Consider the following 25,155-nt stretch of genomic DNA (forward strand, 5'->3'; position numbering starts at 1 on the left):
GTTGATTAGCAGGCTTGTGAGCTGGGGAATTGTGGATTGAGGAGGTCTAGGCGGCGGTTGGCGGTCAAAGCGGTGATCCGGCAGGCTTCGGCGATGTTGTCGGCGCCGTTGAGGCGGTGCAGATTGATGGCGGTGTTGCGTAGCGTTGCTAGGACCTGTGCGCCGTTTCCGGTATGTGCCCTTTGATGGTCTTCGTCGAAGGTGACGTCGCGTATCCAGTGCAGGCTGTTCTCGATTCCCCAGTGTTGACGCATCCAGGTCATGATCGCGGTAGGGCGGGCGTGCTCGAACGGCAGGCTGCAGATGGCATAGACCACCTCCACGCTGCGCTGGTCGGTGGCGGTGATCAAGCGTTCACGAGTGATCCGGATGATTTGTTTTGCGTAGGGGAAGCCGATTCCTCGTGCAGCGGTGATGATTTGCAGGGTGCGGGTCTCGACACGGCCGTGGCCGCGGGAGTCGTCGGTAGCGGCTGCGGGCACCTCGGCCCAGGGCAGCGCGGTGATACGCGCAAGTATTTTGGCTTGGTTGGACTTGACGATCATCAGGTAGTGCGACTTCAAGGTGGCGCAGATCAACTTCGCGGTGACGACCTGGGTATGCATCGCATCCACGGTGACCAGCCACCGCAAGCTACCCGGCAGCAGCGTGAGCAGGGCACGTACGCAGGGAATTTCATTGCTTTTCTCGGCGACAGCGAGTTGACCGAGCACCAATCGGGCACGGTGGGCGAACACCGACACGAGATGCGTGGCTGTCGCTTTGGCGCGTAAAGCACCACGCAGCATCTTGCCGTCCAACGCGATCGGCACCAATCCACTGGGGTCGCTGCTGGCCACGTGTGCAGTGAAGTAACTGCCCATCCTGGCGTTGAGGTCGGCGGGGTCTAGCCGAGACAAAACAGCGCGGAAGGTCTTCTCACTGGGCCGCCGGAACCGGACCCCTAATTAGGCCAACACATCATCGGGAGCGGTGGCCGCCCATGTGGCAAAACCAGCATAGCCGCGCATCCCCGCGGCAGTGGCCAGAACCGCGATCGCCAACAAAGCCATCAGCGAATACCTCCGACCGCGTGGGTCCCTCGGGTCTGGCACCGAGGCCAACACATCGAGAAACTCCGATCCGATGAGCTCGCTGCGCTCACCAGGACTCCAGCGGTCGAACACCTCTGGAACCGACGACACAGGCAATACTGAAACGGTAGGCACGGGCAACTCCAGACCAACGACGAACAGTAACCAACTCGATCGTTCTCCAGATAGCCCGTGCCTACACTCCGGCCCCAATAGCGCGGCACCAAAGATCATCAACCCAGCTCACAAGCCTGCTAATCAACAACGCCGGAGCCCTGGGGTGGAGCCGGACCCGCGGCGGGTCCGCATGGATGTGGCGGTCGGGGTCATCAACACCGTGATGCCGCACTTTTCGCTGATGCACGAGATGACCGCCGACCACGTCCACGAAGAGATTCAACTGCTGGCCAATGACTTCTCGACGATGCTCTTCGAAACGCTTGGCCACGTGCCCCGCTGGCGCGACTACTACCAGACCCACGACCAGACGCCGCACTATCAATACCTGGCTACCCAGCTCAAGGCGATGCAATTCCTGCGTGGCGGCCGGCGCTGGCTGCTCAAGTCGCCCCAGCATCTGGAACAGGTTCCGGTGCTGGATCGGGTGTTCCCGGGCAGCATCGTGTTGTTCACGCACCGTGACCCGGTGCCGGTGGCGTTGTCGATGCTCGCGATGATCACCTACTCGGCCCGGATGCACCGCTGGCCGGTCCCGGTCGAGCGGATCGCCCACTACTGGGTCGATCGCCTCGACCGGATGCTCGCCACACTCGTGCGCGATCGCGACACCATCGGTCCCGAGCGCTCGATCGATATTCGGTTCGACGACTTCATGGCCGACGAGGTCGGCGTCGCGGAGCGGATATACGCGCTGGCCGGCGAGCTATTCACCGACTCGGTACGCACCGCAACGGCCGGCTACCTCGCGGGCCACCAACGAGGCCGGCTGGGCACCGTGCAGACATCCTGCGAGATGTTCGGGCTGACCGAGGAGAGTCTGCGGGCTCGCTTTGCGCCCTACCTGAAGCGGTTCCTCAGTTAGTCGACCGGGATCCGCCGCGTCCACTACCTTCTCAACACATGAGCACTCTTCCCGCCCTCGACGGTGTCGAGCACCGGTTTGTCGATCTCGACGGTGGCATCACGATCCATGTCGCAGACGCCGGCCCCGCCGATGGCCCGGCGGTGATGCTGGTGCACGGCTTTCCGGAGAACTGGTGGGAATGGCACGAGCTGATCGGTCCGCTGGCCGCGGACGGGTATCGGGTGTTGTGTCCCGACTTGCGTGGCGCCGGATGGAGTTCGGCTCCGCGCTCGCGCTACACGAAAAAGGAGATGGCCGACGATCTGGCGGGTGTGCTGGATCGGCTGGGCATCGCCTCGGTGCGCCTCGTCGCCCACGACTGGGGTGGCCCGGTGGCGTTCATCATGATGCTGCGCTACCCGGCCAAGGTGACCGGATTCTTCGGAATGAACACCGCGGCGCCGTGGTTCCCGCGCGATCTCGGCATGGTGCGCGACATCTGGCGGTTTTGGTATCAGATCCCCATCTTGCTGCCGGTCATCGGCCCCCGGGTGATCGCGGATCCCAAGGCTCGCTACTTTCGGGTGCTGACGTCTTGGGTCGGTGGGGGATTCACCATTGCTGACGAGGATGTTCGCATGTATGTCGAACGCATGCGCCAGCCGGGGCACGCGGTGGCGGGCTCGCGGTGGTATCGCACGTTCCAGAGTTCGGAAGCGTTGCCCTGGATGCGCGGCGAATACGCCGACGCTCGGGTCGATGTTCCGGTGCGCTGGTTACACGGCACCGACGACCCGGTGCTCACCCCGCAGCTGTTGCGCGGATACGAGGACCACATCAGCGATTTCGAGGTCGAGTTCGTCGACGGGGTGGGCCATTGGATCGTCGAGCAGCGGCCGGATCTGGTACTGGACCGGCTGCGCGCGTTCCTTCGTATCGAGACTTAAACCGTTGCGCCACTTCGCGGCGCGTCGGGTGCGTGGTTTAAGTGTCGTGGAGGCGCGTGCTCGTCAGGGCTGGACCAGGATGCGGATCGGGTTGCCGTCCTGGCGTTCCAGCTTCTCGATACCCAACGGCAGGTCTTCAAGCGGGACGATCTCGCTGATGGAGCGCGAAAGATCCAGGCGCCCAAGTGAAACCAGCTTCGCCAGGGTTTCGATATCGACGTTCTGGTAGCCGAGGTGACCGAGTACCTGCTTGTGGGTCAGTCCGAACATCGAGGTGGGTCCCACGGTCGGTGATTCGGCACTCATGCCAACACCGACCAGCCGGACTCCGGCGGTCAGCGATCCGAGCGCCTGCTCGAAGGTGGCCTTGAGACCGACCGCGTCGAACGCCACGTCGAGCATGCGGCCGCCGGTGATCTCGGCGAGCTTGTCGTGCAGTTGGTCGTCGCGGGAGTCGAAGGCGTAGTCGGCGCCCAGTTCCAGCGCCCGGTCGAGCACCACGGGATTGATGTCCAAGGCGATCACCGGCACCGCGCCGACCAAACGGGCCAGTTGCACGATGTGGGTTCCGACGCCACCCACGCCCCACACCCCGACCGATTCCCCGACGGCCACTTTGCCGGTCCGCACCACCGCACCGAACGGTGTGGACACCGCATCGGCCAGAATCGCGGCTTGGTCGAGCGAAACATTGTCGGGCACCCGGGTCAGACCGGCCGCCTGTGCCACGGTGTACTCCGCCCAGGCCCCGTCGTAGGCGAACGCCATCAGCTGGATCCGCAGGCAATTCACCGTGTCACCGCGTCGGCAGTTCGGGCAGCTCTGGCACGGCCGGCCGGCGGCCACCACGACGCGGTCGCCCTCGGACCAGCCGTCAACCTCGGGGCCGAGTTTGGCTATGGTGCCCGACGCCTCGTGCCCCTGGGTCACCACTGGCGCCTGGGTGGGGAAGGTGCCGTTGATCAGACTCAGATCGGAGTGGCAGATCCCGCAGTAGGCCACTTTGACCAGGACCTCGCCCGGCCCCGGCTCCGGTATCGGAACATCTTCGAGTACAACTGTTTTGGAATCGGCGTAGAAGCGCTCGGCTCGCATCGTGGCCGCCATGTCGGACTACTCGACTCCGATTGTGACTTCGGTGGACTTGATGAACACCGTCGCCGGCTGGCCGACCGCGAGGCCGAGGTCGGTCGCGGCATCCTTGGCGACCGAGGAGGTGATGACCTGGTCGCCGCCGTCGAGCCGCACCTTCACAACCGCCATCACGGCGCCGAGGTCCACCTCGATGATGGTGCCCTTGAGCTGGTTTCGGGTCGACAGCCGCATCGTTAGGTCCTCCGTCTACTAGAGCTACACAGTCGGGCACCGAGCCTAGTGCCGTGGGCCGACCAATGCGATGGACGCATCCACCGCCGGTTCGACGATTTCCCGGATGTCTCGTCCGTCCTCGACGGTCAGCGCGGTCAGTTCACGCAAACCCCCCAGCAGGATCACCGCCAGTGCCCCGGGCACCGCGGGCAAGCCGGCCCGCCGGAATCCGGGGCTGGCGCTGAGCTCGACGAGCAGGCTGGTCAGCAGGTTCATCCCGTGCCTTTGGACGGGGTAGGAGATGGGTCCCAGGGAGGGGAATTCGCGGATCCAGCTCAAGGTGACTGCCAGCCGGGATTCGATGTGGCTCAGGTAGGCCTCGACGGCTTGGCGTATCTGGGCCTGCCAGTCCGCTTCGGGATCGACGGCCGCGCGGATCCGCTTGGCGAGTCGCTCGTTGTCCGCCCGTAGCAAGTCCAGGAAGCACTGTTCCTTGCTTTCGAACCGGTCGTAAAACGTGCGTTTGGAGGTTCGCGCGTGGCGCACGATGTCGGCGACGGTGGTGGCGTGGTAGCCACGTTCGCCGATCGAGGCGACCAAGCCCTCGAGCAGGCGCTGCCGAAACGGGTCGCTGTCCAGGGCCGCCGGGCTGCTAGCAGCTGCCGTCACGAGCGCGCCTCCTCGGTCGACCCGAACTCCTTGTCAGGACTGGTACCAAAGACCACCGTACTAGAAAAGCGAGTGGTACACGGTGGTACCAACCCCGTTTCGGGGGCAAGTGTTGGGAGCGATACCCCCATGAATCAAGCGATCTCCGACGCGCCGGCAGTGCCGGCGGTCAAAATGGCGCAAGCGACCCGAATTCCGAAGTTGTTACAGGGCCTGGCCTTTGCCACCTCCCGGCGGTGGATGATGGACTGGCTGAGCCGCCGCAACGGCGACGTTTTCGCACTCAACGTCCCGATCTATGGCCACATGGTGGTGGTCAACGACCCACAACTGGCCAAGCAGGTCTTCACCGCCAGCCCGGAGGACCTGGGCAACATCCAGCCCAATTTGAGTCGGATGTTCGGGTCTGGCTCGGTGTTCGGGCTCGACGGGGACGACCACCGCCGCCGGCGGCGGCTGTTGGCGCCGCCGTTTCACGGCAAGAGCATGAAGAACTACGAAATCATCATCGAACAAGAGACCCTGCGCGAAACCGCCAATTGGCCCGAGGGGCAACTTTTCCCGACGCTGCCGTCGATGATGCGCATCACCCTCAACGCGATCCTGCGCGCGGTCTTCGGTGCCGATGGCGCCGAACTCGACGAACTGCGCCGGATCATTCCGCCCTGGACCACACTGTGCTCACGGCTGGCGTCGATGCCGAAGCCGAAGCGGCGATACGGCCGCTTCAGCCCGTGGGGTCGGCTCGCCGAGTATCGGCGCCAGTACGACGTGATCATCGACAGGCTGATCGACCAGGAGCGGTCGGACCCGAACTTCTCGGATCGGACCGACGTGCTGGCCCTGATGCTGCGCAGCACCTACGACGATGGTTCACGTATGTCGCGCAAGGATATTCGCGACGAGCTGCTGGCATTGCTGGCGGCGGGGCATGAAACGACGGCGTCCACGTTGTCGTGGGCGTTTGAGCGGGTGACCCGCCACCCCGATCTGCTGGCGGCCCTGGTGGCCGAGGCCGAGGATGCGGGGGGCGAGCTACGCCAGGCCACCATCCTGGAAGTGCAGCGAGCCAGGACGGTCATCGATTTCGCGGCCAGGCACGTCTATGCGCCGCAGTACCAGCTTGGCCAGTGGATGATTCCGCGCGGGCAATCGATCCTCGTCAACATCGCGCAGATGCATGCCAATCCCGACATTTTCCCAGACCCGCAGCGCTTCGATCCGCAGCGTTTCATTGGTGGTAGACCGTCCACCTTCGGGTGGATCCCGTTCGGTGGCGGAACCCGGCGGTGCGTGGGTGCCGCGTTCGCCAACATGGAAATGGACGTGGTGCTGCGAACGGTGCTGCGCAACTTCACCATCGAACCGACCACCGCTGCCGGCGAGCGGCTGTTTTGCCGGGGTGTGGCCTACACCCCCAAGAACGGTGGCCGGATTGTGGTGCACCGTCGCTGATCCCGGGGCCGGGCTTCAGGGCCAGCGGCGCCGCGGCTATTGGCCGGCGGTGGCCCGTCGCGGCAGCTTCCACCCCGGCCGGATGAAGTGGCAGGTGTAACCGCTGGGGTAACGCTGCAGGTAATCCTGGTGTTCGGGCTCCGCCTCCCAGAAGTCCCCGGCCGGGCTTACCTCGGTCACCACCTTGCCGGGCCACAGGCCGGACGCTTCGACATCGGCGATGGTGTCCAGCGCGACTCGTTTCTGCTCGTCGTCGAGGTAATAGATGGCCGACCGGTAGCTGGTGCCGCGGTCATTGCCCTGGCGGTTCGGCGTCGTCGGATCGTGGATCTGGAAAAAGAACTCCAACAGCGTGCGGTAGTCGGTGGCTTGGGGGTCGAAGATGATTTCGACGGCCTCGGCATGAGTTCCGTGGTTGCGGTACGTCGCGTTGGCGACGTCGCCGCCGCTGTAGCCGACTCGCGTCGCGATCACACCGGGCTGCTTGCGGATCAGGTCTTGCATTCCCCAGAAGCAGCCACCGGCCAGTATTGCCTTTTGCGGGCTCGTCATCGTGGTCCTCCTCGCCAGCCGGGGACTCCGGGTACCCCAGGGACCCAGGCCGTTCCCAGGCTACACTCCGGCGATGTGGTGTAACGGTGTCAGAAAGCTTGACGTGAGATCCGATGCCGGCCAAGAAATTCGCTCTTCCAGCAGATTCATGGTCTTGTGGTGAGTGGGCCGGAGTTTTCTCGCAGCGAACTGGCGGCGGCCTTCGAGAAGTTCGAGGACACCGTTGTCCGCGCGGCCGCGTCGCGGGATTGGGATGCCTGGGTGCAGCACTACACGCCAGACGTCGAGTACATCGAACATGCGGCCGGCACGATGCACGGCCGCGAGCAAGTGCGCGCCTGGATTTGGCAAACGATGACGACCTTTCCGGGCAGTCACATGGTGGCGTTCCCGTCGTTGTGGTCGGTCATCGACGAGTCCACCGGACGGATCATTCTGGAACTGGACAACCCGATGCGCGATCCGGGTGACGGCAGCGTGATCAGCGCGACCAACATTTCGATCATCACCTATGCCGGCGACGGCCAGTGGTGCCGTCAAGAAGATATCTACAACCCGCTGCGCTTTCTGCGAGCCGGGCTGAAGTGGTGCCGAAAGGCCGCGGAGCTGGGCACGATCGATGAAGCCGCCGCGAACTGGATGCAGCAGTACGGGGGCTCGCAATGAGTGTCGGGCCCAAACTCGTCATCGGCGCCAATGGGTTTCTCGGCTCGCACGTCACCCGCATGCTGATCGAGGATGGCGCGCAGGTACGGGTGATGGTGCGGCCCACCGCCAACACCCGCAGCATCGACGACCTGCCAGTCACCCGATTCCATCGCGACATCTTCGACACGGCCGTGGTGCGCGAGGCAATGCAGGGCTGTGACGACGTCTATTACTGCGTGGTCGACGCGCGCGCCTGGTTACGCGACCCGGCGCCGCTTTTTCACACCAACGTCGAAGGCCTGCGTAATGTCCTCGACGTCGCCAAGAACGCCGGCCTGCGCCGCTTCGTGTTCACCAGCAGCTATGCGACGGTGGATCGTCGGCATGGGCACGTGGCGACCGAGGAGGATCGGATCGGGTCACGGCGGGTCTCGTCCTACGTCCAATCCCGGGTTCAGGCCGAAGATCTCGTCATGGACTACGTGGCCCAACATGGACTGCGCGCGGTGGCGATGTGCGTCTCGACGACCTACGGCAGCGGCGACTGGGGTCGCACCCCACACGGCGCCTTCATCGCCGGTGCGGTGTTCGGCAAGCTGCCGTTCTTGATGAACGGCATCAAGCTGGAAGTGGTGGGTGTCGACGATGCGGCCAGGGCGATGATCCTGGCCGCCGAACGCGGGCGCAGCGGCCAGCGCTACCTGATCTCCGAGCGGATGATCGCGTTGAAAGAGGTGGTGCGGATCGCGGCCGACGAGGCCGGGGTAGCACCGCCGCAACGGACGATCTCGGTGCCGACGCTCTATGCCCTGGGTGCGCTGGGCAGCTTGCGGGCGCGGCTCACCGGCAAAGACGCCGAACTCAGCCTGGAATCGGTGCGGATGATGCGCGCCGAGGCCGAGGTCGACCACGCCAAGGCGGTGCGCGAGTTGGGCTGGCAGCCGCGGCCCGTCGAGGAATCGATACGCGAGGCAGCGCGGTTCTGGGCGTCGATGCGCAAGAACACCCAAGGCGCCAGGACGGGACAGTCGGAGTAGCCGCGGGATCGCGTCGCCCGAGCGGTGCGAACACCGGACCAAAGGTGGGAAGTCTGCAACGCCATCGAGCGTTGCAGACCAAAGACTCGGATCCGAGGAGGTACTGACCATGAGCCATCGAAAAGTTCTAGAGCCCTCGGCGGGGCACCCGATCACCATCGAGCCGACCAAGGGACGGGTTCAGGTGCGGGTCAACGGCGAGCTCATTGCCGACACCGCCGCGGCACTGAAATTGCGCGAGGCTACTTTGCCTGCGGTGCAATACATTCCGTGTGCTGACGTGGTTGCTGACCGGTTGACCAGCACCGACACCAGCAGCTATTGCCCGTTCAAGGGTGATGCCAGCTACTACAGCGTGACCACCAGCACCGGCGACACCGTCGCGGATGTGATCTGGACTTATGAACAGCCCTATCCCGCGGTTGCCGAGATCGCCGGGCACGTGGCCTTCTACCCCAACAAGGCAGAAATCAGCGTCATACCGGATTAGCGCCGGCCGGGAACACCGCCGCGAAGGACTGGGTGTCGCTGTATTCCCGCAGCGAGACGATCAGCCCGTCCTTGGTCTCGAAGATGCAGACAAACGGGCTGTCGTAGCGCACGCCGGTGGCCGTCATGCCCTCGGACTGTCCCTCGATCACCACCGTTTCGCCCTCGTTGACGCAGCGCCGCAGGTCGATGTTGATCTCGAAGACCTTCTTGCGTTGTTCCACCGCGCGGCGCAGCGCATCCTTTTCGAACGCGCTGCGGGTGATGATGCTCCAGTAGGTGAAATCGTCGCTGAGCAGCGCGAAACCCTCGTCTAGATCCCCGCCCTCGCACATACTTTGCAGAAACATCCACGCCAGTTCTGCCTGCGGGTCATCGAACGGCGTCATCACGTAAGTCATCCTGTCTCGGAAGCCAGTTTGCGGTCAATTGACCGGGCCGTCGGAATACGGAGTTCTCAGGTGAAGATTGAGCGCACGGTCACGTTCGCTGGGGCCGCTGGGTTCGGGCACACCCTGGCGCCGCTTCGCCGCGGCCGCGGGGACCCGTGCTTTCGGGTCCCGGGGGACGGCACGATCTGGCGTACCAGCCTGCTGGGCTCCGGCCCCGTCGCCGCCCGGTTCAGCCGCTGCGCGCCCGATACCGCTCATTGCGAGGCCTGGGGGAGCGGCGCCGAGGAATTCATCGATCAGCTACCGGCGTTGCTGGGTGCCGACGACGACGCCGCGGATTTCGTACCGCGGGATCCGACGGTTGCCGCCGCGCACCGACGCCTGCCGAATTTGCGGTTGGGGCGCACCGGACAGGTGCTGGAGGCGGTGCTTCCCGCGGTCATCGAGCAGCGGGTGCCCGGCGCGGAGGCGTTTCGGTCCTGGCGGTTGTTGGTCACGCGGTATGGGACCCCGGCCCCCGGTCCGGCGCCGGACGGGATGCGGGTGCCGCCGTCGGCGGATGCGTGGCGGGCCATTCCGTCCTGGGAGTTTCACCGCGCCAACGTCGATCCCGGGCGGGCACGGACGGTCGTGGGCTGCGCGCAGCGGGCGTCGGCACTGCAACGGCTTGTCACGCGGCCCGCGGGGGAGGCCCTGGCCGCGCTGACGAGCTTGCCCGGCGTCGGGGTGTGGACTGCCGCCGAGACCGTGCAACGCGCGTTCGGTGATGCTGACGCGGTATCGGTGGGGGATTACCACATCCCGAAGATGATCGGCTGGACGTTGCTGGGCCATCCGGTCGATGACGCCGGCATGCTGGAGCTGCTGGAACCGATGCGGCCTCACCGGCATCGGGTGGTTCGGTTGCTCGAGGCCAGCGGACTGGCGCGCGAGCCCCGCCGCGGGCCGCGGCTACCGGTGCAGAACATCCGCTCGCTCTGAAGATGTCGTGGCAGCCGTCGGGGCCCCATCGAGGCTCAGACGCGAAGACCCGGCAACCGGCGCCGATGTGCGGCCCAATCCCGCGGTGTCGCGTCAGTTTCCGCGGTCGGCGGCCCTAGCTGCGCGTTCGGCTTCGGCGGTTTCGCGATTGAGCCGCTGCGCTTCGTAGATGGTGACGTTGGTGCGAGACATCAACAGCGATGCGATCCCGACCGCGAGGATGGCCCCGGGCACCACCGAGAAGGAGCCGGTCATTTCCGCGACCATGATCATGACGGCCAGTGGGGCACGTGAGACGCTGCCGAAACAGGTCATCATCGCCACGACGACGAAGATTCCCAGCGCGTCTGGCACACCGGGCAGTCCGGTTAGCTCGCCCAGTCGCCAGATCGCGGCCCCCACGAAGGCGCCGATGACGATTCCCGGGCCGAACAACCCGCCGGAGCCACCGGTTCCAATGGACAGGGAGGTGGCCAGGATCTTGGCGACCGGCAAGACGATGATGATCCACAACGGGATTGCCATGAGTGCATTGCGATCGGCCGCCAGCTGCGCCCAGCCGTAGCCACTGCTCAAGATCTGGGGAATCAAGAGTCCCATCAGCCCGACCAGCAGTCCGCCGACCGCCGGCTTGATGACCGGACCACCGGGCAGGCGGTGCGCAAGTCCCACCGACGCGTGAAACACCCGCGCGTACAGGTAGCCGATGGCCGCGGCGACCACCCCGATCACCACGAACCACAGCAGGGGCCAGGCCTTTTCGAAGCGATACTCGGCGTCGATGTAGCCGAACAGGGGGTCGAAACCCATGAACGCGCCCAGCACCGCGTACGCCGTGCCGGAGGTGATGAAACCGGGCAACAGACTGCGGTAGTCGAAGTCATCGCGGTAGGTGATCGATGCGGCCAGCACCGCTCCGCCCAGCGGCGCGGCGAAGATAGCGCCGATGCCCGCACCGATACCGAGGGCCACCGCGGTCCGGCCGTCCTCGTCGGATAGGCCCAACCGGCGGGTCAGAAAGGAACAAAAGCCGGCCGAGATCTGTGCGGTGGGGCCTTCCCGGCCACCTGAACCACCCGATCCGATGGTCAGCGCGCTGGCCACCATCTTCACCAGGACCGCCCGGCTGCGGATGCTGCGGGGATTGGTGTGTACCGCCTCGATGGCCTCGTCGGTGCCATGCCCGGTGGCCTCCGGCGCGAATCTGGCCACGATGAATGCCGAGAGCAGCGCACCACCGGTGGTGATCAGCGGAATCGCCCAGGGGCGCACGAAACCGCTGGACCCGTGGCTGCCGCCCTCCCCGACCGGCGTCGGGATGTGGTAGTCCGCAAGGTAACCGAGCAGAAACTCGCCGGTGTATTTCAGCGCGAGATAGAAGACCACCGCGCCAAGCCCGGCGATCCCACCGATCGTGATGCCCAACAGGAACCACTTTTGTAGGTAGCCAGCATTCCTGATCGAGGCGCCGAATCTCCCGCCGGCGGCGGCGGGAGACACCTCTGTTGACTCGTTGGGGTTTGGTTTCTGGTCGCTCACAGCACGGCCCTGACAAGCATTTGGCCATCCTATGACAGACCGGAATAAACGGACTCTAGTCCGGTTATACCGGTAGTCGTTTGAATAGGAGGTAGTGATGCCCGCTGTTACCGCAGACACGCTCACGTTGCCCCGGGTGCGTCCGCCCCGGCCCGTCGACACGGAGCGTCCGGTCCGTTCGATCACATCCGGCCCGCGCGGCTACGAGGGTGAGGGATTCCCGGTGGTCCGGGCCTTTGCGGGGGTCGGCATGGCCGACCTGGACCCGTTCGTACACATGGACCAGATCGGCGAAGTGGAGTACGAGCCGGGAGAGCCTCGGGGCACCGACTGGCATCCGCACCGAGGGTTCGAGACGGTCACCTACATGATCGACGGGAAACTCGCGCACCAGGATTCTCATGGCGGCGGAGGCCTGATCACCGACGGTGCGACGCAATGGATGACGTCCGGATCGGGCATCCTGCATATAGAAACACCGCCTGTCGATACCGTCTTGCGCGGCGGAACGTTCCACGGCATTCAGTTGTGGGTGAATCTGCCGCGGAAAAAGAAGTTCACGCCACCGCGCTATCAGGCCATCGAAGGCGGCGACGTTGAGCTGCTCGCGTCCGCGGATGGTGGGGCTCTGGTTCGCATTATCGCCGGCGAGATCGACGGCCATCGCGGGCCCGGAATCACCCATACGCCGATCACCCTCGCGCACGCGACTGTCCACGCTGGTGCTCAGCTGAACATTCCATGGCAGCGTGATCTAAATTCGCTGGTGTACGTTCTGGCTGGCCGTGGCGCGGTGGGGCCGGCCGGCCACCCAATTCACCAGGGGCAACTGGCGGTCATGGGTGCCGGGGACCGGATTACCGTCGTCGCCGACTCTGCGTCGGACAAATATCGTGGTACGGCTCTTGAACTGCTCATCTTGGGCGGTCGTCCGATCCGGGAACCGGTCGTTCACTACGGGCCGTTTGTGATGAATTCCAAGGCCGAAGTGATCGAGGCCTTCGAGGATTATCAATCTGGGAAGTTCCGTAGCATCCCGGCGAACGCGCTGGAGCCGCATCGCGGCGGTGGCACACTTGAGTGATGCAGTTAACGGCCAGCCGAGGTCCAGGCCGTCCCCCCGCCGCGAAAGCTGACGACACCCGCCGGCGCATCGTTGGTGCTGCCCGCGAAGTGTTCAGTGAACGCGGATATGACGGGGCGACGTTCCAGGCGATTGCTGTCAGTGCCGATTTGACCCGGCCGGCGATCAATCACTACTTCGCCAGCAAGCAGGCTTTGTATCGCGAAGTGGTGGTTCAGACCAACGAACTGGTCGTCGCCGCCGGTGTTGAACGGGCTCGCTCGGTGCAGACCCTGCTGGGGCAGCTGTGCACGTTCGTGATGGTGGCGAAGGAGGCCGATGCCTCCCATCCCGCCACCACGGCGTTCCTGGCCACGGCCGTGCTCGAATCGCAGCGGCATCCGGAATTGCGGCGCAGTGACCACGACGCGGTCGCGGCCACCCGCGAATTTCTGGACACCGCCGTTCGCGATGCGATCCAGCGGGGGGAGCTCGAGGCGGGGGTTGACGCGTCTCAGTTGGCGGAGGCGCTGTTGCTCCTGCTGTGCGGCGTGGGCTTCTATGCCGGGTTTGTGGGCAGCTACCGGGACATGGAAAACATCCTGGACACGCTGTGCAAGATGATGGCCGGCACGCTGTGGAAGCCGCGGTCCTAGCGGAGCGGTCGCAGGCGTAATTGCTGGATTACTGGCCAATTGCCGGTGTAGGCCCGGTTGTAGCCCCAACGGTGGATCCGCTTGCCGTGACCTGGGCCACACAGAGTATAGGTTGCCTAACTTACTAGGTAGCATGGTTTGGTCATGACAGAACTTGATGAGGTCGACTCCCTGCGTAGTGATGGTGACAGCTGGACCGTCACCGAAAGTGTTGGCGCGACCGCATTGGGCGTCGCCGCCGCCCGGGCGGTCGAGACGGCCGGTGCCAATCCCCTGATTCGCGACGAGTTCGCCCCGATCCTGGTGTCATCGGCCGGCCCGGCGTGGGCCTGGTTGGCCGATCCCGACATCGGCTGGCTCGATGACGACCCGCACGGGCAACGTCTGCACCGGCTCGGCTGTGACTACCAGGCGGTGCGTACCCACTTCTTCGATGAGTACTTCGCTGCCGCTGCCGGTGCCGGGATCGAGCAAGCGGTGATCTTGGCTGAGGGGCTGGATTGCCGGGCCTACCGCTTGAACTGGCCGCCCGAGGCCGTGGTCTTTGAAATCGACCAGCCGAAGGTATTGGAGTACAAGGCCCAGATCCTGGAATCACACGGGGTGACCGCCGCCGCGACACGACATGGGGTCGCGGTGGATCTGCGTGAGGACTGGCCGGCCGCGCTGCTGCGCGCCGGATTCGACCGGGACCGGCCGACGGCGTGGCTGGCCGAGGGCTTGCTGCCATATCTGCCCGGCGATGCCCAGGACCGACTCTTCGAGATGATCACGGACCTCAGCGCGCCGCGCAGCCGCATCGCCGTCGAGTCGTTCACGATGAACCTGACCGGCAACAAGCAACGCTGGAATCGGATGCGCGACCGGCTGGGTCTGGACATCAACGTCGAGGCGTTGACCTATCGTGAACCGGGCCGCGCGGACGCGGCCGAATGGCTGGCCAATCACGGCTGGCAGGTGTACAGCGTGAGCAACCGGGAAGAGATGGCCCGGCTGGGTCGGCCGGTTCCCGAGGACCTGGTGGACGAGGCGATCACGACCACACTGCTACGAGCATCACTCGAGATTTCGCGATAGAGCGGAGGGCGCGATGAGCACAATGCGCACCCACGACGACACGTGGGACATCAGAACCAGCGTCGGCGCGACCGCTGTCATGGTGGCAGCGGCCCGGGCCGTCGAAACCAGCAAGCCCGAGCCGCTGATCCGCGACCCGTACGCCAGGATGCTGGTCACCAACGCCAATGCCGGCGTCATCTGGGAAGCGATGCTCGATCAGGAGATGGTGGCCAAAGTCGAGGCCATCGATGCCGAAACCGCCGCCACCGTCGAGCACATGCGCAGCTACCAGGCGGTCCGGACGAACTTCTTTGACACCTACTTCGCCGACGCGGTCGCGGCCGGGATCCGGCAGGTCGTGATCTTGGCGTCGGGACTGGATTCGCGCGCCTACCGGCTGGACTGGCCGGCGGGCACCACTGTCTACGAGATCGATCAGCCTCAGGTGCTGGCCTACAAGTCGGCCACCCTGGCCGAAAACGGGGTAACGCCGGCGGCCGAGCGCCGTGAGGTGGCCATTGACCTGCGCCAGGACTGGCCGAGTGCCCTGCGCGCCGCCGGGTTCGATCCGAGTGCGCGAACCGCATGGCTGGCCGAGGGCTTGTTGATGTACCTGCCCGCCGAGGCGCAAGACCGGCTGTTCACCCAAATTGGCGAACTCAGCTGCGCGGGCAGCCGCATTGCGGCCGAAACCGCGGGCAACCACGCCGATGAGCGGCGCGAACAAATGCGGGAGCGATTCAGAAAGGTCGCCCAGACACTCGGCCTCGAACAAACCATCGACGTGCACGAGCTGATCTACCACGACCCGGACCGCGCGCTGCTCGGACAGTGGCTCAACGAGCATGGCTGGCGGGCCAACGCCCAGAACGCCTGCGACGAGATGCACCGGGTGGGGCGCTGGGTCGAAGGCGTGCCGATGGCCGACGACAAGCAGGCCTACTCCGACTTCGTGACCGCGGAACGGCTGTAATGCCGCGCACCGCCGACGATTCCTGGGACATCGCGACCAGTGTCGGAGCGACCGCGGTGATGGTCGCGCTGGCTCGGGCCGCCGAGACCGCCAGCGAGACCCCACTGATCCGTGACCAGTTCGCCGAGCCGTTGGTCTCCACCCCCGAGCTGGCGGCGGTTCGCGAACAGGTCGCCGCCTGGTGGGCGCAGACCGATGACGACGATGATCCCGACTTCACCGTCGACTCCCAACAGATGACCGACTATCTGGCCGTGCGCACACACTTCTTCGATAGCTACTTCATCGATGCGGTAGCGGCCGGGATCCGCCAGGTGGTCATTCTGGCGGCCGGTCTGGATTCCCGCGCCTACCGGCTGGACTGGCCGGGCGGTACCACGGTCTACGAGATCGATCTGCCCAAGGTGCTGGACTACAAGGAACACACCCTGGCCCGCCATGGCGCCGCACCGGTCGCTGCGCTGCGGGCGGTACCGGTCGACCTGCGCCACGATTGGCCGCAGGCGTTACGTGACGCGGGTTTTCAGACGTCGCTTCCGACGGCCTGGCTGGCCGAAGGGCTGCTGCCGTTTCTGCCGGCGGCCGCCCAACACGCGCTGTTCACCGCCATCGACGCCAACAGTGCGACCGGCAGCCGGGTGGCCGTCGAGATGTTCGGGGTAGACGAGGACGCTCGCCGAGCGGCCGAAGAACGGGCCCAGAGGTGGGCCCGGCAGCGCGCCAAGCGCCAGGCCCGCGGTCAGGACACCTCGTTTGATCCCTTTGACCTGTGGTTCGACGACGAAGGCCAGCCCGACCCCGCCGATTGGTTCGCCGCGCACGGCTGGACGACGGATTCGGTCCAGGCGGGCGCGGAAGCCCTCCGGCTGGGCCGGACGGCGCACTCGCAGGAAGGGCCGTTCGTCAACCGTTTCGTGACCGCGGGTAAGCCCTGACGAATCCGTCGACCGTTGGCGTTGTGCGGGCGGATGCCCGGATCCGGCACGATCTTTCTATTGCTGCGCTGGCCGGGTGACTAGGATCGCGGTTATCACCGGTGTGCGACCACGCGACGTAGCCTGGGCACCGCCGGAAGGGAAGGACAATGATGACCACCGAATCGGTTGCAGCCAAAGCTCAGGAGCGCGGAGCAAACGGAGCCGGCGGAGTTCGAGCCCCGTCCGACGATTCCAAGCCAACCGATGTCGGTGCCACCGTCGCCCGGCTGCGCCAGACGTTTGCCTCCGGGCGGACCCGCAACGTGCAGTGGCGCAAACAGCAACTGCTGCAGCTGCAAAGGTTGATGGAGGAAAACGAAGACGCCATCACCAAAGCGCTGGTCGAGGATCTGGACCGCAACCCGGTAGAGGCGTTCATCGCCGACATCGCAACGACCATCGCCGAAGCGAAGTACGCGGCCAAGAAGGTACGCAAGTGGATGCGGCGCAAGCACGTCTTGCTCGAAGCGCCGCAGTTGCCCGGCCGGGGCTGGGTGCAGTACGAGCCGTACGGCACCGTGCTGATCATCGGCGCCTGGAACTATCCGTTCTATCTGACGCTGGGTCCGGCGGTCGGTGCGATCGCGGCCGGCAACACCGTCGTTCTCAAACCCTCCGAAATCGCCGAGGCATCGTCGCGTTTGATGGCCGAATTGGTGCCCCGCTATCTGGACCGTGACGCGATTGCGGTGATCGAAGGCGACGGCGCGGTGAGCCAGGAGCTGATTGGGCAGGGCCTGGATCGGGTGATGTTCACCGGCGGCACCGAGATCGGCCGCAAGGTCTACGAAGGCGCCGCGCCGCATCTGACCCCGGTCACCCTCGAACTCGGCGGCAAGAGCCCGGTGATCGTCGCCGCGGACGCCGACATCGATGTCGCGGCCAAGCGGATCGCCTGGATCAAACTGCTCAACGGCGGCCAGACCTGTGTTGCTCCCGACTACGTGCTGGCTGACGCAACGATTCGGGACGAACTCGTGGGCAAGATCGGCGCCGCCGTCACCAAGTTCCGCTCCCAAGACGACCCCGACGGGCTGCGGATCGTCAACCGGCGCCAGTTCGACCGGTTGAGCGGCTACATCGCGGCTGCCGAATCCGAAGCCAAGGCCGAGGGTAAGTGCAAGGTTGAGGTGGGCGGCAAGTGCACGGCGGAGAGCCTGCGCATTCAGCCGACCGTGGTCGTCGACCCCGATCCGAGCGGTCCGGTGATGACCAACGAGATCTTCGGGCCGATCCTGCCGGTGCTCACCGTCAAATCGCTGGATGATGCCATCGGTTTCGTCAACTCACGGCCCAAGCCGTTGTCGGCATACCTGTTCACCAAGTCGCGCGAAATCCGCGAACGGGTGATCAACGAGGTGCCCGCGGGCGGCATGATGGTCAACCACCTCGCCTTCCAGGTGTCGACGGCGAAGTTGCCATTCGGCGGTGTCGGCGCCTCGGGCATGGGCGCCTACCACGGCAAGTGGGGCTTCGATGAGTTCAGTCACCGCAAGTCGGTGTTGACCAAGCCGACTCGCCCCGACCTCTCCAACATCATCTACCCGCCCTACACCGAGCGGGCCTTCAAGCTGGCTCGCCGGCTGTTCTAGCCTGACGCCCATGCCCAACGGCTTCGGCCTGGTGCCGGGCCGAACCCGACCGTGTCAACAGAGAGGAACCTGATGCCCGGAGTACAGGATCGCGTCGTCGTCGTCACCGGAGCCGGTGGGGGACTGGGCCGCGAATACGCGCTCACCCTTGCCCGAGAGGGAGCCAGCGTGGTCGTCAACGACCTCGGTGGGGCTCGCGACGGCACGGGCGCCGGATCGGCGATGGCCGATCAGGTTGTTACCGAGATCCGTGAGGGTGGCGGTCGCGCGGTCGCCAACTACGACAGTGTTGCCACCGAAGACGGCGCGGCGAACATCATCAAGACCGCGCTCGACGAGTTCGGCGCCGTGCATGGTGTGGTGAGCAACGCCGGCATCCTGCGTGACGGAACCTTCCACAAGATGACGTCGGAGAACTGGGACGCCGTGTTGAAGGTGCATCTCTACGGCGGCTACAACGTCGTCCGCGCGGCATGGCCACACTTTCGCGAGCAGAGCTACGGCCGGGTCGTCGTTGCCACCTCCACCAGCGGCCTGTTCGGCAACTTCGGGCAGACCAACTACGGCGCGGCCAAGCTCGGGCTGGTTGGCCTGATCAATACCCTGGCGCTGGAGGGCGCCAAGTACAACATCCATTCCAACGCGGTGGCCCCGATCGCGGCCACCCGGATGACCCAAGACATCATGCCCCCCGAGGTGCTCGAGAAGCTCACGCCGGAATTCGTCGCGCCCGTGGTGGCCTACCTGTGCACCGAGGAGTGCGCCGACAACGGGTCGGTGTTCATCGTCGGCGGCGGCAAGGTGCAGCGCGCCGCGCTCTTCCAGAACGACGGCGCCAACTTCCAGACGCCGCCGTCGGTGCAGGACATTGCGGCGCAGTGGGCTCAGATCACCGATCTGTCCGGCGCGCAAAAAGCCGGATTCAAGCTGTAACTATATGAAAGCTTGTGTCGTACAAGAGCTTTCTGGTCCGTCCGGCCTGGTCTACACCGAGGTAGACGACGTCTCAGATGGCGGCGGCAACGTCGTCATCGATGTTCGGGCGGCCGGGGTGTGCTTTCCGGATCTGCTGCTGACCAAGGGCGAATACCAACTGAAGCTGCCGCCGCCGTTCGTGCCGGGGCTGGAAACCGCGGGTGTCGTGCGGTCGGCGCCCGCGAGGTCGGGCTTTCGGGTAGGAGAACGGGTTTCGGCGTTCGGCGTACTCGGTGGCTACGCCGAACAAGTGGCGGTTCCGGTTTCCAACGTGGTGCGCAGCCCGGCCGAACTCGATGACGCCGAAGCGGTGTCATTGCTGGTCAACTACAACACCATGTACTTCGCGCTGGCTCGCCGGGCCGCGATGCGGCCGGGTGAGACGGTGTTGGTGCTCGGTGGTGCCGGCGGAGTTGGCACGGCGGCCATCCAGATCGCCAAGGCGATGGGCGCCGGCCAGGTGATAGCCGTGGTGCACCGGGAGGGTGCGATCGACTATGTCGCCTCGGTGGGAGCCGATGTGGTGCTGCCCTTGACCGAGGGCTGGGTCGAGGAGGTGCACAAGCACACGCACGGGCGGGGCGTGGATATCGTGGTCGACCCGATTGGTGGCCCGGTCTTCGATGATGCGATTCGCGCGCTGGCGATCGACGGCAAGCTCCTGGCGATCGGCTTCGCCGCGGGCAGCATCCCGACGCTCGCGGTCAATCGCTTGCTGCGGCGCAACGTCGGCGTGCTGGGTGTCGCGTGGGGCGAATACCTCAACCGGGTGCCCGGTTCGGTGTACTTGTTCTCCTGGGGGCTCAATCACCTGGTTTCCCTGGGGCTGAGACCGCCTCCGCCGCAGCGTTTTCCGCTCAGCGAGGCGCAAGCCGCGCTGCAGAGTCTGGCCGACGGCGCCGTGCTGGGCAAGATCGCTCTGGAGCCGTAGCGGGTGCGGGCCGGCCCGTGCCGGCGTGATTTGCGGCTCGTCGGACAGAGGTGGGACGACGAGGCCGCGAAGGCAACGATGCTATGAGGTTGGTGGCTCGGTGGGCGATTCGGTCGCCCGATCGCTGGGCAGCCCGGAACCCGCTGCTACTTGGCGTCGGTTCGCGACCTCTTTGGCGAACTCCTTCGCGATGCAGTGAAGGTATTCCGACAGCGCGGCCGGATCGCCGAGCACCTGTTGTATTCGCTGTTCGATCGTTTTCATCTTCGCCTGTGCGAAATCGTCATCGGTCTCCTGCGCCACGATTTCAAGGATTCGCATGCCGGTGCCGACGAAGTGCAGTGCGGTAATCGCGGGCGCCTCTTGATCTGTGAGCGCCGCCGATCCAAGAAGGTACGCGACGATGGAGACGAGTTCGTCCTGTGTGGGCTTCTTCACGGAAATCCCCGCCCTTCTACACAATTCATGGTGCGGTGCTCTCGGTCGGCTTCCCGAACCGGTTGTAATGCACCCCCGGTTGGAACGCGGCGCGGGGCGGGGCGGGCAGTGGGTTGCGGATCGGAATACCGATGCCGATGACGACATCTGGCCGAATGTGATCAGGAATATCCAGTACCGCTTGGACCGCGCCCTCGGTAAAGCTGCCGACGGTACAGATTCCGACGCCGAGTCCGACTGCTGCGAGGGTGATATGCGCCAGGGCGGCACCCGCATCGAGTTTCGCGTAGATGTCCACCGCGCGCGATCCCGCTAATGCAGCCACCTTGTCGACATCGGTGCACAGAACAATGGCCGCCGTTGCGTTGCTGACCCAGCCGGGCACGACGTCGCCGAGTGTTGCGACCGAGGCGGGCTCGGTAACCACGACGATGTGACGAACTCCCGGCCGGAATGTCTGGGCACTTGCCGCCGCCTCGACCAGGGCACCGATTGCTTCAGTCGAAAGCTCTGTTTGCTCGAAGTCGCGGTGAGTGCGCCTTTTACGGAAGGCGTCCCACAATTTCAGATCTCTGTGGTCGTGATCAGCACTGGTACCCATATGCCTCCAGCCCGGTCCAAAGTCTGAGCGAGCCCCTCCACCGCCAGCCCGCCAAGCCGACAGCGCTTCGCCAGATAATCAGCGGCGCAAACGTCATGACTTCTCATAACGTCATCGAGATCGCGCGCATCACGTGTCGCCGCTGGCCACCAGGTCAAGGATTCGTGCCGAACCTTGGGCTGTCCGCTTCCTGACTATCACAGACCGTGATGCTTGGCACCCTGACGCGCCAGGCGGAGGGTGTTTGCCGGGTGCGGTCGAGTCATCGTCGCAATGGTTGATGCCTCTGGTGGGGCCACCGAGTGCTGTAGCGGTCAGAGACCTCGGAGTTGCTGCACGAAATCGCAACTATCCGTCTGAGATTGAAGAGTCGGTTGGCCAGCACCGCCCACCGCGGCGGAATCCGCCCGTCCAAGACCGGCGCGAGTGTTGTCCAGGCGAACGTGAATTTCTATCGCCGAGCCGGCAACATCCCGATCCGCGCGCACCTGCTGGACGAAGGTTTGGTGAGACGAAGAACCGGCCGATGGCCGGGTAGAGTGCTTTAACCGGCGTTTACTCAGGGTGATTGCTCGACGAGGGCGGGATGCGCGATTGCGGATCGTGGGATGGTTAGTCAGCTGATCGGGCAGTTGGGCGCGGATGGGTTTGCCGACGCGGTCGAGGTGGGCCGTGGTGGTTTCGGGGTGGTGTACCGGGCCCGGCAGGTGGAATTGGATCGGGTGGTGGCGGTCAAGGTGCTGACCGCTGATCTGGAACAGAACCGGCCACGTTTTGAGCGTGAGCAGCGCGCGATGGCCAGATTGACCGGCCACCCCAACATCGTCTCGGTGCTGCAGGTGGGGCACACGCCCGGCGGCTATCCGTACCTGGTGATGCCGTTTTGCTCGCGCGGATCGGTGCAGGAGGTGATCACCGAGTGCGGCGGGTTGGCGGTCAGCGAGGTGCTGCGGCTGGGGGTGGCGGTAGCCGCGGGTCTGGAATCCGCCCACCGGCTCGGCATCGTTCATCGTGATGTCAAACCGGCCAATGTGTTGCTCACCGAGTTCGGTGACCCGGCCCTGACCGATTTCGGGATCGCCCACATGGTCGGCGGATTCCACACCGCCAGCGGCGTTTTCTCAGCCACCCCGGACTTCACCGCCCCGGAAGTCCTCAGCGGCAAAGAACCCGACCAGGCCTCAGACGTCTACGGGCTGGGAGCGACCCTGTTTTGCGCGTTGACCGGCCAACCACCGTTTGCCCGCCGCGACGGGGAAGTGCTCATGGCGCAGCTGCTGCGCATCGCCACCGAGTCCGCGCCCGACCTGCGCGCATACGGCGTTGACGACGACCTAGCCGTGGTGATTGGCGCGGCGCTCGCACCCGAACCCACTGCCCGCCCGGCCATGGTTGAGTTCGGCGAGGCGCTGCAAGAGCTTCAGGCCACCCGCGGCTTGGCTATCGACGCGATGGCGTTGCAGGGCGCCAAGCACACGGGCAAGACCGCCGCCGCCCGACCCGTGCCGCCGCCGCGAGTCCGGGGCAACCTGCCTGCTCCGTTGAGCGAGTTCGTCGGCCGCGCCGCCGAACTCGCGGCGCTGGCCGAGCTGTTCTCGACCGCGCGGTTGGTGACACTGGTCGGGGTCGGCGGGGTCGGCAAGACCACCCTGGCGCTGCGGGCCGCGCGCACCCGGGCCGCCGACTACCCAGCCGGGGTGTGGGTGATCGACATCGGCGAGTTGCGCGACGGCGCCCTGCTGCCCGGGCTGGCCGCGGGCGCCCTGGGAATCCACGATCAGGGCAGCAGGGCGCTGCCCGAGGTGATGGTCGACGCCATCGGCGAACGCGAAATGTTGCTGGTGTTCGACAACTGTGAACACGTCATCGACGAGGCCGCCGCGCTCATCGACACCCTGCTGCGCGGCTGCCCGAGGTTACAGATCGTGGCGACCAGCCGCGAACTACTCAGCCTCGACGGCGAAGCCGTGTTCGCCGTCTCCCCGCTGCGCTACCCAGACACCACCACCGGCACCAGCCGAGCCGCTCTCGCCGACTACGACGCGGTAGCTCTATTCGTTGAGCGGGCACAAGCCGCTCGGCCCGGCTTCACCCTTACCGAGCACAACGCCGGCGCCATTGCGCTCATCTGCTCGCGCCTCGACGGGGTCCCGCTGGCCGTCGAACTCGCCGCCGCGCGCGTGCGTGCCATGTCGGTGCAACAGATCGCCGCCCGGCTCTCCGAAAGCTTCGCGCTGCTCAGCCGCGGCTACCGCGGGTCGCCGACGCATCAACAAACTCTGCGCTGCTGCATCGACTGGAGCTACCAGCGCTGTTCCACTGCCGAACAACAACTCTGGGCGCGCCTTTCGGTATTTGCCGGCAGCTTCGATCTGGACCTGGCCCACCACGTCTGCGCCCCCGACACCTGCCCCGATGACCTGCTCGACCAGCTCTGCGAACTGGTCGACAAGTCGATCCTGAGCCGCATCGACAACAACGACGACGCCGAAGTGCGCTTTCGACTGCTGGCCACACTGCGCGAATACGGCGCATCGTGCCTGACCGCGGCCGACCACCAGCTCCTACGGCAACGCCACCTCGATGGGTATCGGCAACTAGTGGCCAAGGCCCACGCCGAATGGTTCAGCGAGCACCAAGTCAACTGGATCCGCCGCATGCGCCGCGAGCTGCCCAACGTCCAGGAAGCCCTGCAGTTCGGCCTGACTCATGCCCCCGACACCGCCCTGGAAATGGTCGCCGACCTGCGCATGCTCTTTATTGTCTCCGGCAAACTGAAGGAGGGCCGCCGCTGGCTCGATAGGGCATTGAGCGCTACCCCCGAGAGCTCAACAAAGAACCGGATCCGGGGGCTTACCACCGCAGTCGGTTTCGCTTACTTTCAGATGGACTGGCCGGCCGTGACGCAGTGGTTGGCCGAGGCCCGCAACCTGCTCGAGCTCGAGCCTTATCCCGAGATGGATGGCTTGCTCTGCGGCTACGACGGGTTCTCGACCTTACTGCGCGGCGAAATCGACCAGGCCCGCGTCAGTGCCGAACGCGGACTTGCCATCACCGGCGATTATGACGATTACCAGGTCCGAATTGGGTGCATGTGGGTGATGTCATTTCACTCCGCGCTGGTCGGTGACGCCGATCAGGCGCTGCACTGGGCTGAACGGGCATACGCCTTGGCCGAATCACGCCACGAGGTGCAGATGCGGACGTTCACCGTGAGTGCACTCGTAGTCGGCTGGCTCACGCGGGGCGATGTTGAACACGCCGATAGTGCGCTCCGGAAAGCCCTCGAGCTGTGCCGCGCCAGCGACTACCCCTTTGCTGGCGCCCAATGCTTGGAGGGGATGGCCTGGACGTCGGCGGCCAACAACAATCTGCGACGCGCGGTGGTCCTGATGACGGCAGCCGCCACGATCAGCCAGATAACTACCGGTTCCAGCACAACATTTTTTGCTGTGATGGGTCCATTTCATGCCGACTGCGAACGTCGGGCCCGCGCCGAATTATCCGAGACGGAGTTTGAAAGCGCTCGCATTCAGGGAGAATCACTAACCTTCGATGAGGCAGTGGCTTTTGCGTTGGGCCACGAATGGTAGCTGCCTGAAGTTTGCCGGCCCATGCGTGGCGTGCCCGCCGCACTGACCAAGCCGCGACGCATCGGACCGCTCATAGTGGTCGGGGTCGGCTACATCGCGCACCGATCGAATCGGTGAATCGCGGTCAGAACCGGTCACAGAATCACTACACTCGTCAATTAGCGAGCAAGACTGTTCGACGCA

General features: G+C 65.2%; 23 protein-coding genes and 2 pseudogenes. 16 read left to right on the top strand and 9 right to left on the bottom strand.

Going from position 1 to position 25,155, the window contains the following annotated elements:
- Positions 1 to 5: 5 nt before the first annotated feature.
- Positions 6 to 1,208 (bottom strand): annotated as a pseudogene (locus CKW46_RS04005) (ISAs1-like element IS2404/ISMul1 family transposase).
- Between the two features lie 142 nt (positions 1,209 to 1,350).
- On the opposite strand from CKW46_RS04005, the pseudogene CKW46_RS04010 reads away from it, so the two are divergent.
- Positions 1,351 to 2,115: pseudogene (locus tag CKW46_RS04010) on the top strand (sulfotransferase family protein); the annotation flags it as partial.
- Between the two features lie 38 nt (positions 2,116 to 2,153).
- Positions 2,154 to 3,044 (top strand): alpha/beta fold hydrolase, encoded by an 891-nt coding sequence (locus CKW46_RS04015; RefSeq protein ID WP_011742287.1) that lies wholly within the window; start codon positions 2,154 to 2,156, stop codon positions 3,042 to 3,044.
- Between the two features lie 63 nt (positions 3,045 to 3,107).
- On the opposite strand, the gene CKW46_RS04020 is transcribed toward CKW46_RS04015, so the two are convergent.
- Genes CKW46_RS04020 through CKW46_RS04030 form a run of 3 tightly spaced genes read right to left on the bottom strand, consistent with a single transcriptional unit; the run spans position 3,108 to position 5,021 of the window.
- Entirely contained in the window at positions 3,108 to 4,151 is a 1,044-nt protein-coding gene (locus CKW46_RS04020) for a zinc-binding dehydrogenase (RefSeq protein ID WP_240274477.1), read from the bottom strand.
- Between the two features lie 6 nt (positions 4,152 to 4,157).
- Entirely contained in the window at positions 4,158 to 4,370 is a 213-nt protein-coding gene (locus CKW46_RS04025) for a TOBE domain-containing protein (protein ID WP_117437924.1), read from the bottom strand.
- Positions 4,371 to 4,415: 45 nt separating this feature from the next.
- Positions 4,416 to 5,021: a TetR/AcrR family transcriptional regulator gene (locus CKW46_RS04030; protein ID WP_011742284.1), complete on the bottom strand. Its 606-nt coding sequence runs from the start codon at positions 5,019 to 5,021 to the stop codon at positions 4,416 to 4,418.
- Positions 5,022 to 5,150: 129 nt separating this feature from the next.
- On the opposite strand from CKW46_RS04030, the gene CKW46_RS04035 reads away from it, so the two are divergent.
- Positions 5,151 to 6,476, top strand: coding sequence for a cytochrome P450 (locus tag CKW46_RS04035; protein ID WP_482052852.1), 1,326 nt, complete (start codon positions 5,151 to 5,153; stop codon positions 6,474 to 6,476).
- 36 nt (positions 6,477 to 6,512) lie between these two features.
- Here the strand turns inward: CKW46_RS04035 and msrA are convergent, their stop codons facing one another.
- Positions 6,513 to 7,028, bottom strand: coding sequence for a peptide-methionine (S)-S-oxide reductase MsrA (msrA, locus tag CKW46_RS04040; RefSeq protein WP_012392330.1), 516 nt, complete (start codon positions 7,026 to 7,028; stop codon positions 6,513 to 6,515).
- Between the two features lie 159 nt (positions 7,029 to 7,187).
- Between msrA and CKW46_RS04045 the strand changes: the two genes are divergently transcribed.
- The 3 genes from CKW46_RS04045 (at position 7,188) to CKW46_RS04055 (ending at position 9,203) form a co-directional block, all read left to right on the top strand.
- A complete protein-coding gene (locus tag CKW46_RS04045) occupies positions 7,188 to 7,694 on the top strand; it encodes a nuclear transport factor 2 family protein (protein ID WP_011742282.1) in 507 nt (168 codons plus the stop codon).
- The gene (locus CKW46_RS04050) at positions 7,691 to 8,713 is read left to right on the top strand and encodes an NAD-dependent epimerase/dehydratase family protein (protein WP_482052853.1); all 1,023 of its coding nucleotides are present in this window, start codon (positions 7,691 to 7,693) and stop codon (positions 8,711 to 8,713) included. The genes CKW46_RS04045 and CKW46_RS04050 overlap by 4 nt, the downstream gene beginning before the upstream one ends.
- 109 nt (positions 8,714 to 8,822) lie before the next feature.
- The gene (locus CKW46_RS04055) at positions 8,823 to 9,203 is read left to right on the top strand and encodes a DUF427 domain-containing protein (protein ID WP_117437929.1); all 381 of its coding nucleotides are present in this window, start codon (positions 8,823 to 8,825) and stop codon (positions 9,201 to 9,203) included.
- Here the strand turns inward: CKW46_RS04055 and CKW46_RS04060 are convergent.
- A complete protein-coding gene (locus CKW46_RS04060) occupies positions 9,190 to 9,591 on the bottom strand; it encodes a nuclear transport factor 2 family protein (protein WP_012392333.1) in 402 nt (133 codons plus the stop codon). The genes CKW46_RS04055 and CKW46_RS04060 overlap by 14 nt on opposite strands.
- Positions 9,592 to 9,663: 72 nt before the next feature.
- Between CKW46_RS04060 and CKW46_RS04065 the strand changes: the two genes are divergently transcribed.
- Positions 9,664 to 10,575, top strand: a complete 912-nt coding sequence (locus CKW46_RS04065; RefSeq protein WP_015354132.1) for a DNA-3-methyladenine glycosylase family protein — start codon at positions 9,664 to 9,666, stop codon at positions 10,573 to 10,575.
- Between the two features lie 93 nt (positions 10,576 to 10,668).
- On the opposite strand, the gene CKW46_RS04070 is transcribed toward CKW46_RS04065, so the two are convergent.
- Entirely contained in the window at positions 10,669 to 12,114 is a 1,446-nt protein-coding gene (locus CKW46_RS04070; RefSeq protein WP_482052854.1) for a chloride channel protein, read from the bottom strand.
- Between the two features lie 97 nt (positions 12,115 to 12,211).
- Between CKW46_RS04070 and CKW46_RS04075 the strand changes: the two genes are divergently transcribed.
- The 8 genes from CKW46_RS04075 (at position 12,212) to CKW46_RS04110 (ending at position 20,340) form a co-directional block, all read left to right on the top strand.
- A complete protein-coding gene (locus CKW46_RS04075; RefSeq protein WP_015354134.1) occupies positions 12,212 to 13,198 on the top strand; it encodes a pirin family protein in 987 nt (328 codons plus the stop codon).
- Positions 13,198 to 13,833 (top strand): TetR/AcrR family transcriptional regulator, encoded by a 636-nt coding sequence (locus CKW46_RS04080; protein WP_012392337.1) that lies wholly within the window; start codon positions 13,198 to 13,200, stop codon positions 13,831 to 13,833. Before CKW46_RS04075 ends, CKW46_RS04080 begins: the two co-directional genes overlap by 1 nt.
- A 144-nt stretch (positions 13,834 to 13,977) precedes the next feature.
- A complete protein-coding gene (locus tag CKW46_RS04085; protein ID WP_482052855.1) occupies positions 13,978 to 14,910 on the top strand; it encodes a class I SAM-dependent methyltransferase in 933 nt (310 codons plus the stop codon).
- Positions 14,911 to 14,932: 22 nt separating this feature from the next.
- Positions 14,933 to 15,865 (top strand): class I SAM-dependent methyltransferase, encoded by a 933-nt coding sequence (locus CKW46_RS04090; RefSeq protein WP_085981891.1) that lies wholly within the window; start codon positions 14,933 to 14,935, stop codon positions 15,863 to 15,865.
- Positions 15,865 to 16,800, top strand: a complete 936-nt coding sequence (locus CKW46_RS04095; protein WP_012392340.1) for an SAM-dependent methyltransferase — start codon at positions 15,865 to 15,867, stop codon at positions 16,798 to 16,800. The genes CKW46_RS04090 and CKW46_RS04095 overlap by 1 nt, the downstream gene beginning before the upstream one ends.
- A 149-nt stretch (positions 16,801 to 16,949) precedes the next feature.
- Positions 16,950 to 18,434 (top strand): aldehyde dehydrogenase family protein, encoded by a 1,485-nt coding sequence (locus CKW46_RS04100; RefSeq protein WP_482052856.1) that lies wholly within the window; start codon positions 16,950 to 16,952, stop codon positions 18,432 to 18,434.
- A gap of 72 nt (positions 18,435 to 18,506) precedes the next feature.
- The gene (locus tag CKW46_RS04105) at positions 18,507 to 19,367 is read left to right on the top strand and encodes an SDR family oxidoreductase (protein ID WP_011742271.1); all 861 of its coding nucleotides are present in this window, start codon (positions 18,507 to 18,509) and stop codon (positions 19,365 to 19,367) included.
- Positions 19,368 to 19,371: 4 nt separating this feature from the next.
- Positions 19,372 to 20,340: an NADPH:quinone oxidoreductase family protein gene (locus CKW46_RS04110; protein ID WP_015354138.1), complete on the top strand. Its 969-nt coding sequence runs from the start codon at positions 19,372 to 19,374 to the stop codon at positions 20,338 to 20,340.
- An 81-nt stretch (positions 20,341 to 20,421) separates the two neighbouring features.
- Here the strand turns inward: CKW46_RS04110 and CKW46_RS04115 are convergent, their stop codons facing one another.
- A complete protein-coding gene (locus tag CKW46_RS04115) occupies positions 20,422 to 20,778 on the bottom strand; it encodes a DUF6092 family protein (protein ID WP_117437935.1) in 357 nt (118 codons plus the stop codon).
- A gap of 25 nt (positions 20,779 to 20,803) precedes the next feature.
- Positions 20,804 to 21,379, bottom strand: a complete 576-nt coding sequence (locus tag CKW46_RS04120; RefSeq protein ID WP_117437936.1) for a nitroreductase family protein — start codon at positions 21,377 to 21,379, stop codon at positions 20,804 to 20,806.
- 608 nt (positions 21,380 to 21,987) lie between these two features.
- Here CKW46_RS04120 and CKW46_RS04125 point away from each other — a divergent pair.
- The gene (locus CKW46_RS04125) at positions 21,988 to 24,972 is read left to right on the top strand and encodes a protein kinase domain-containing protein (RefSeq protein ID WP_482052857.1); all 2,985 of its coding nucleotides are present in this window, start codon (positions 21,988 to 21,990) and stop codon (positions 24,970 to 24,972) included.
- The last annotated feature ends 183 nt before the right edge of the window (positions 24,973 to 25,155 follow it).

Origin of the sequence: Mycobacterium liflandii, assembly GCF_022354805.1 — a bacterium.
In the GTDB taxonomy this organism is placed as follows: domain Bacteria; phylum Actinomycetota; class Actinomycetes; order Mycobacteriales; family Mycobacteriaceae; genus Mycobacterium; species Mycobacterium marinum.

What these genes read in the sequence shown, in the direction of transcription:
- CKW46_RS04015 (WP_011742287.1), top strand. Translation starts at nt 2,154, where the DNA reads ATGAGCACTCTTCCCGCCCTCGACGGTGTCGAGCACCGGTTTGTCGAT.
- CKW46_RS04020 (WP_240274477.1), bottom strand. Translation starts at nt 4,151, where the DNA reads ATGGCGGCCACGATGCGAGCCGAGCGCTTCTACGCCGATTCCAAAACA.
- CKW46_RS04025 (WP_117437924.1), bottom strand. Translation starts at nt 4,370, where the DNA reads ATGCGGCTGTCGACCCGAAACCAGCTCAAGGGCACCATCATCGAGGTG.
- CKW46_RS04035 (WP_482052852.1), top strand. Translation starts at nt 5,151, where the DNA reads ATGAATCAAGCGATCTCCGACGCGCCGGCAGTGCCGGCGGTCAAAATG.
- msrA (WP_012392330.1), bottom strand. Translation starts at nt 7,028, where the DNA reads ATGACGAGCCCGCAAAAGGCAATACTGGCCGGTGGCTGCTTCTGGGGA.
- CKW46_RS04050 (WP_482052853.1), top strand. Translation starts at nt 7,691, where the DNA reads ATGAGTGTCGGGCCCAAACTCGTCATCGGCGCCAATGGGTTTCTCGGC.
- CKW46_RS04055 (WP_117437929.1), top strand. Translation starts at nt 8,823, where the DNA reads ATGAGCCATCGAAAAGTTCTAGAGCCCTCGGCGGGGCACCCGATCACC.
- CKW46_RS04060 (WP_012392333.1), bottom strand. Translation starts at nt 9,591, where the DNA reads ATGACGCCGTTCGATGACCCGCAGGCAGAACTGGCGTGGATGTTTCTG.
- CKW46_RS04075 (WP_015354134.1), top strand. Translation starts at nt 12,212, where the DNA reads ATGCCCGCTGTTACCGCAGACACGCTCACGTTGCCCCGGGTGCGTCCG.
- CKW46_RS04080 (WP_012392337.1), top strand. Translation starts at nt 13,198, where the DNA reads ATGCAGTTAACGGCCAGCCGAGGTCCAGGCCGTCCCCCCGCCGCGAAA.
- CKW46_RS04085 (WP_482052855.1), top strand. Translation starts at nt 13,978, where the DNA reads ATGACAGAACTTGATGAGGTCGACTCCCTGCGTAGTGATGGTGACAGC.
- CKW46_RS04090 (WP_085981891.1), top strand. Translation starts at nt 14,933, where the DNA reads ATGCGCACCCACGACGACACGTGGGACATCAGAACCAGCGTCGGCGCG.
- CKW46_RS04095 (WP_012392340.1), top strand. Translation starts at nt 15,865, where the DNA reads ATGCCGCGCACCGCCGACGATTCCTGGGACATCGCGACCAGTGTCGGA.
- CKW46_RS04100 (WP_482052856.1), top strand. Translation starts at nt 16,950, where the DNA reads ATGATGACCACCGAATCGGTTGCAGCCAAAGCTCAGGAGCGCGGAGCA.
- CKW46_RS04105 (WP_011742271.1), top strand. Translation starts at nt 18,507, where the DNA reads ATGCCCGGAGTACAGGATCGCGTCGTCGTCGTCACCGGAGCCGGTGGG.
- CKW46_RS04110 (WP_015354138.1), top strand. Translation starts at nt 19,372, where the DNA reads ATGAAAGCTTGTGTCGTACAAGAGCTTTCTGGTCCGTCCGGCCTGGTC.
- CKW46_RS04120 (WP_117437936.1), bottom strand. Translation starts at nt 21,379, where the DNA reads ATGGGTACCAGTGCTGATCACGACCACAGAGATCTGAAATTGTGGGAC.
- CKW46_RS04125 (WP_482052857.1), top strand. Translation starts at nt 21,988, where the DNA reads ATGGTTAGTCAGCTGATCGGGCAGTTGGGCGCGGATGGGTTTGCCGAC.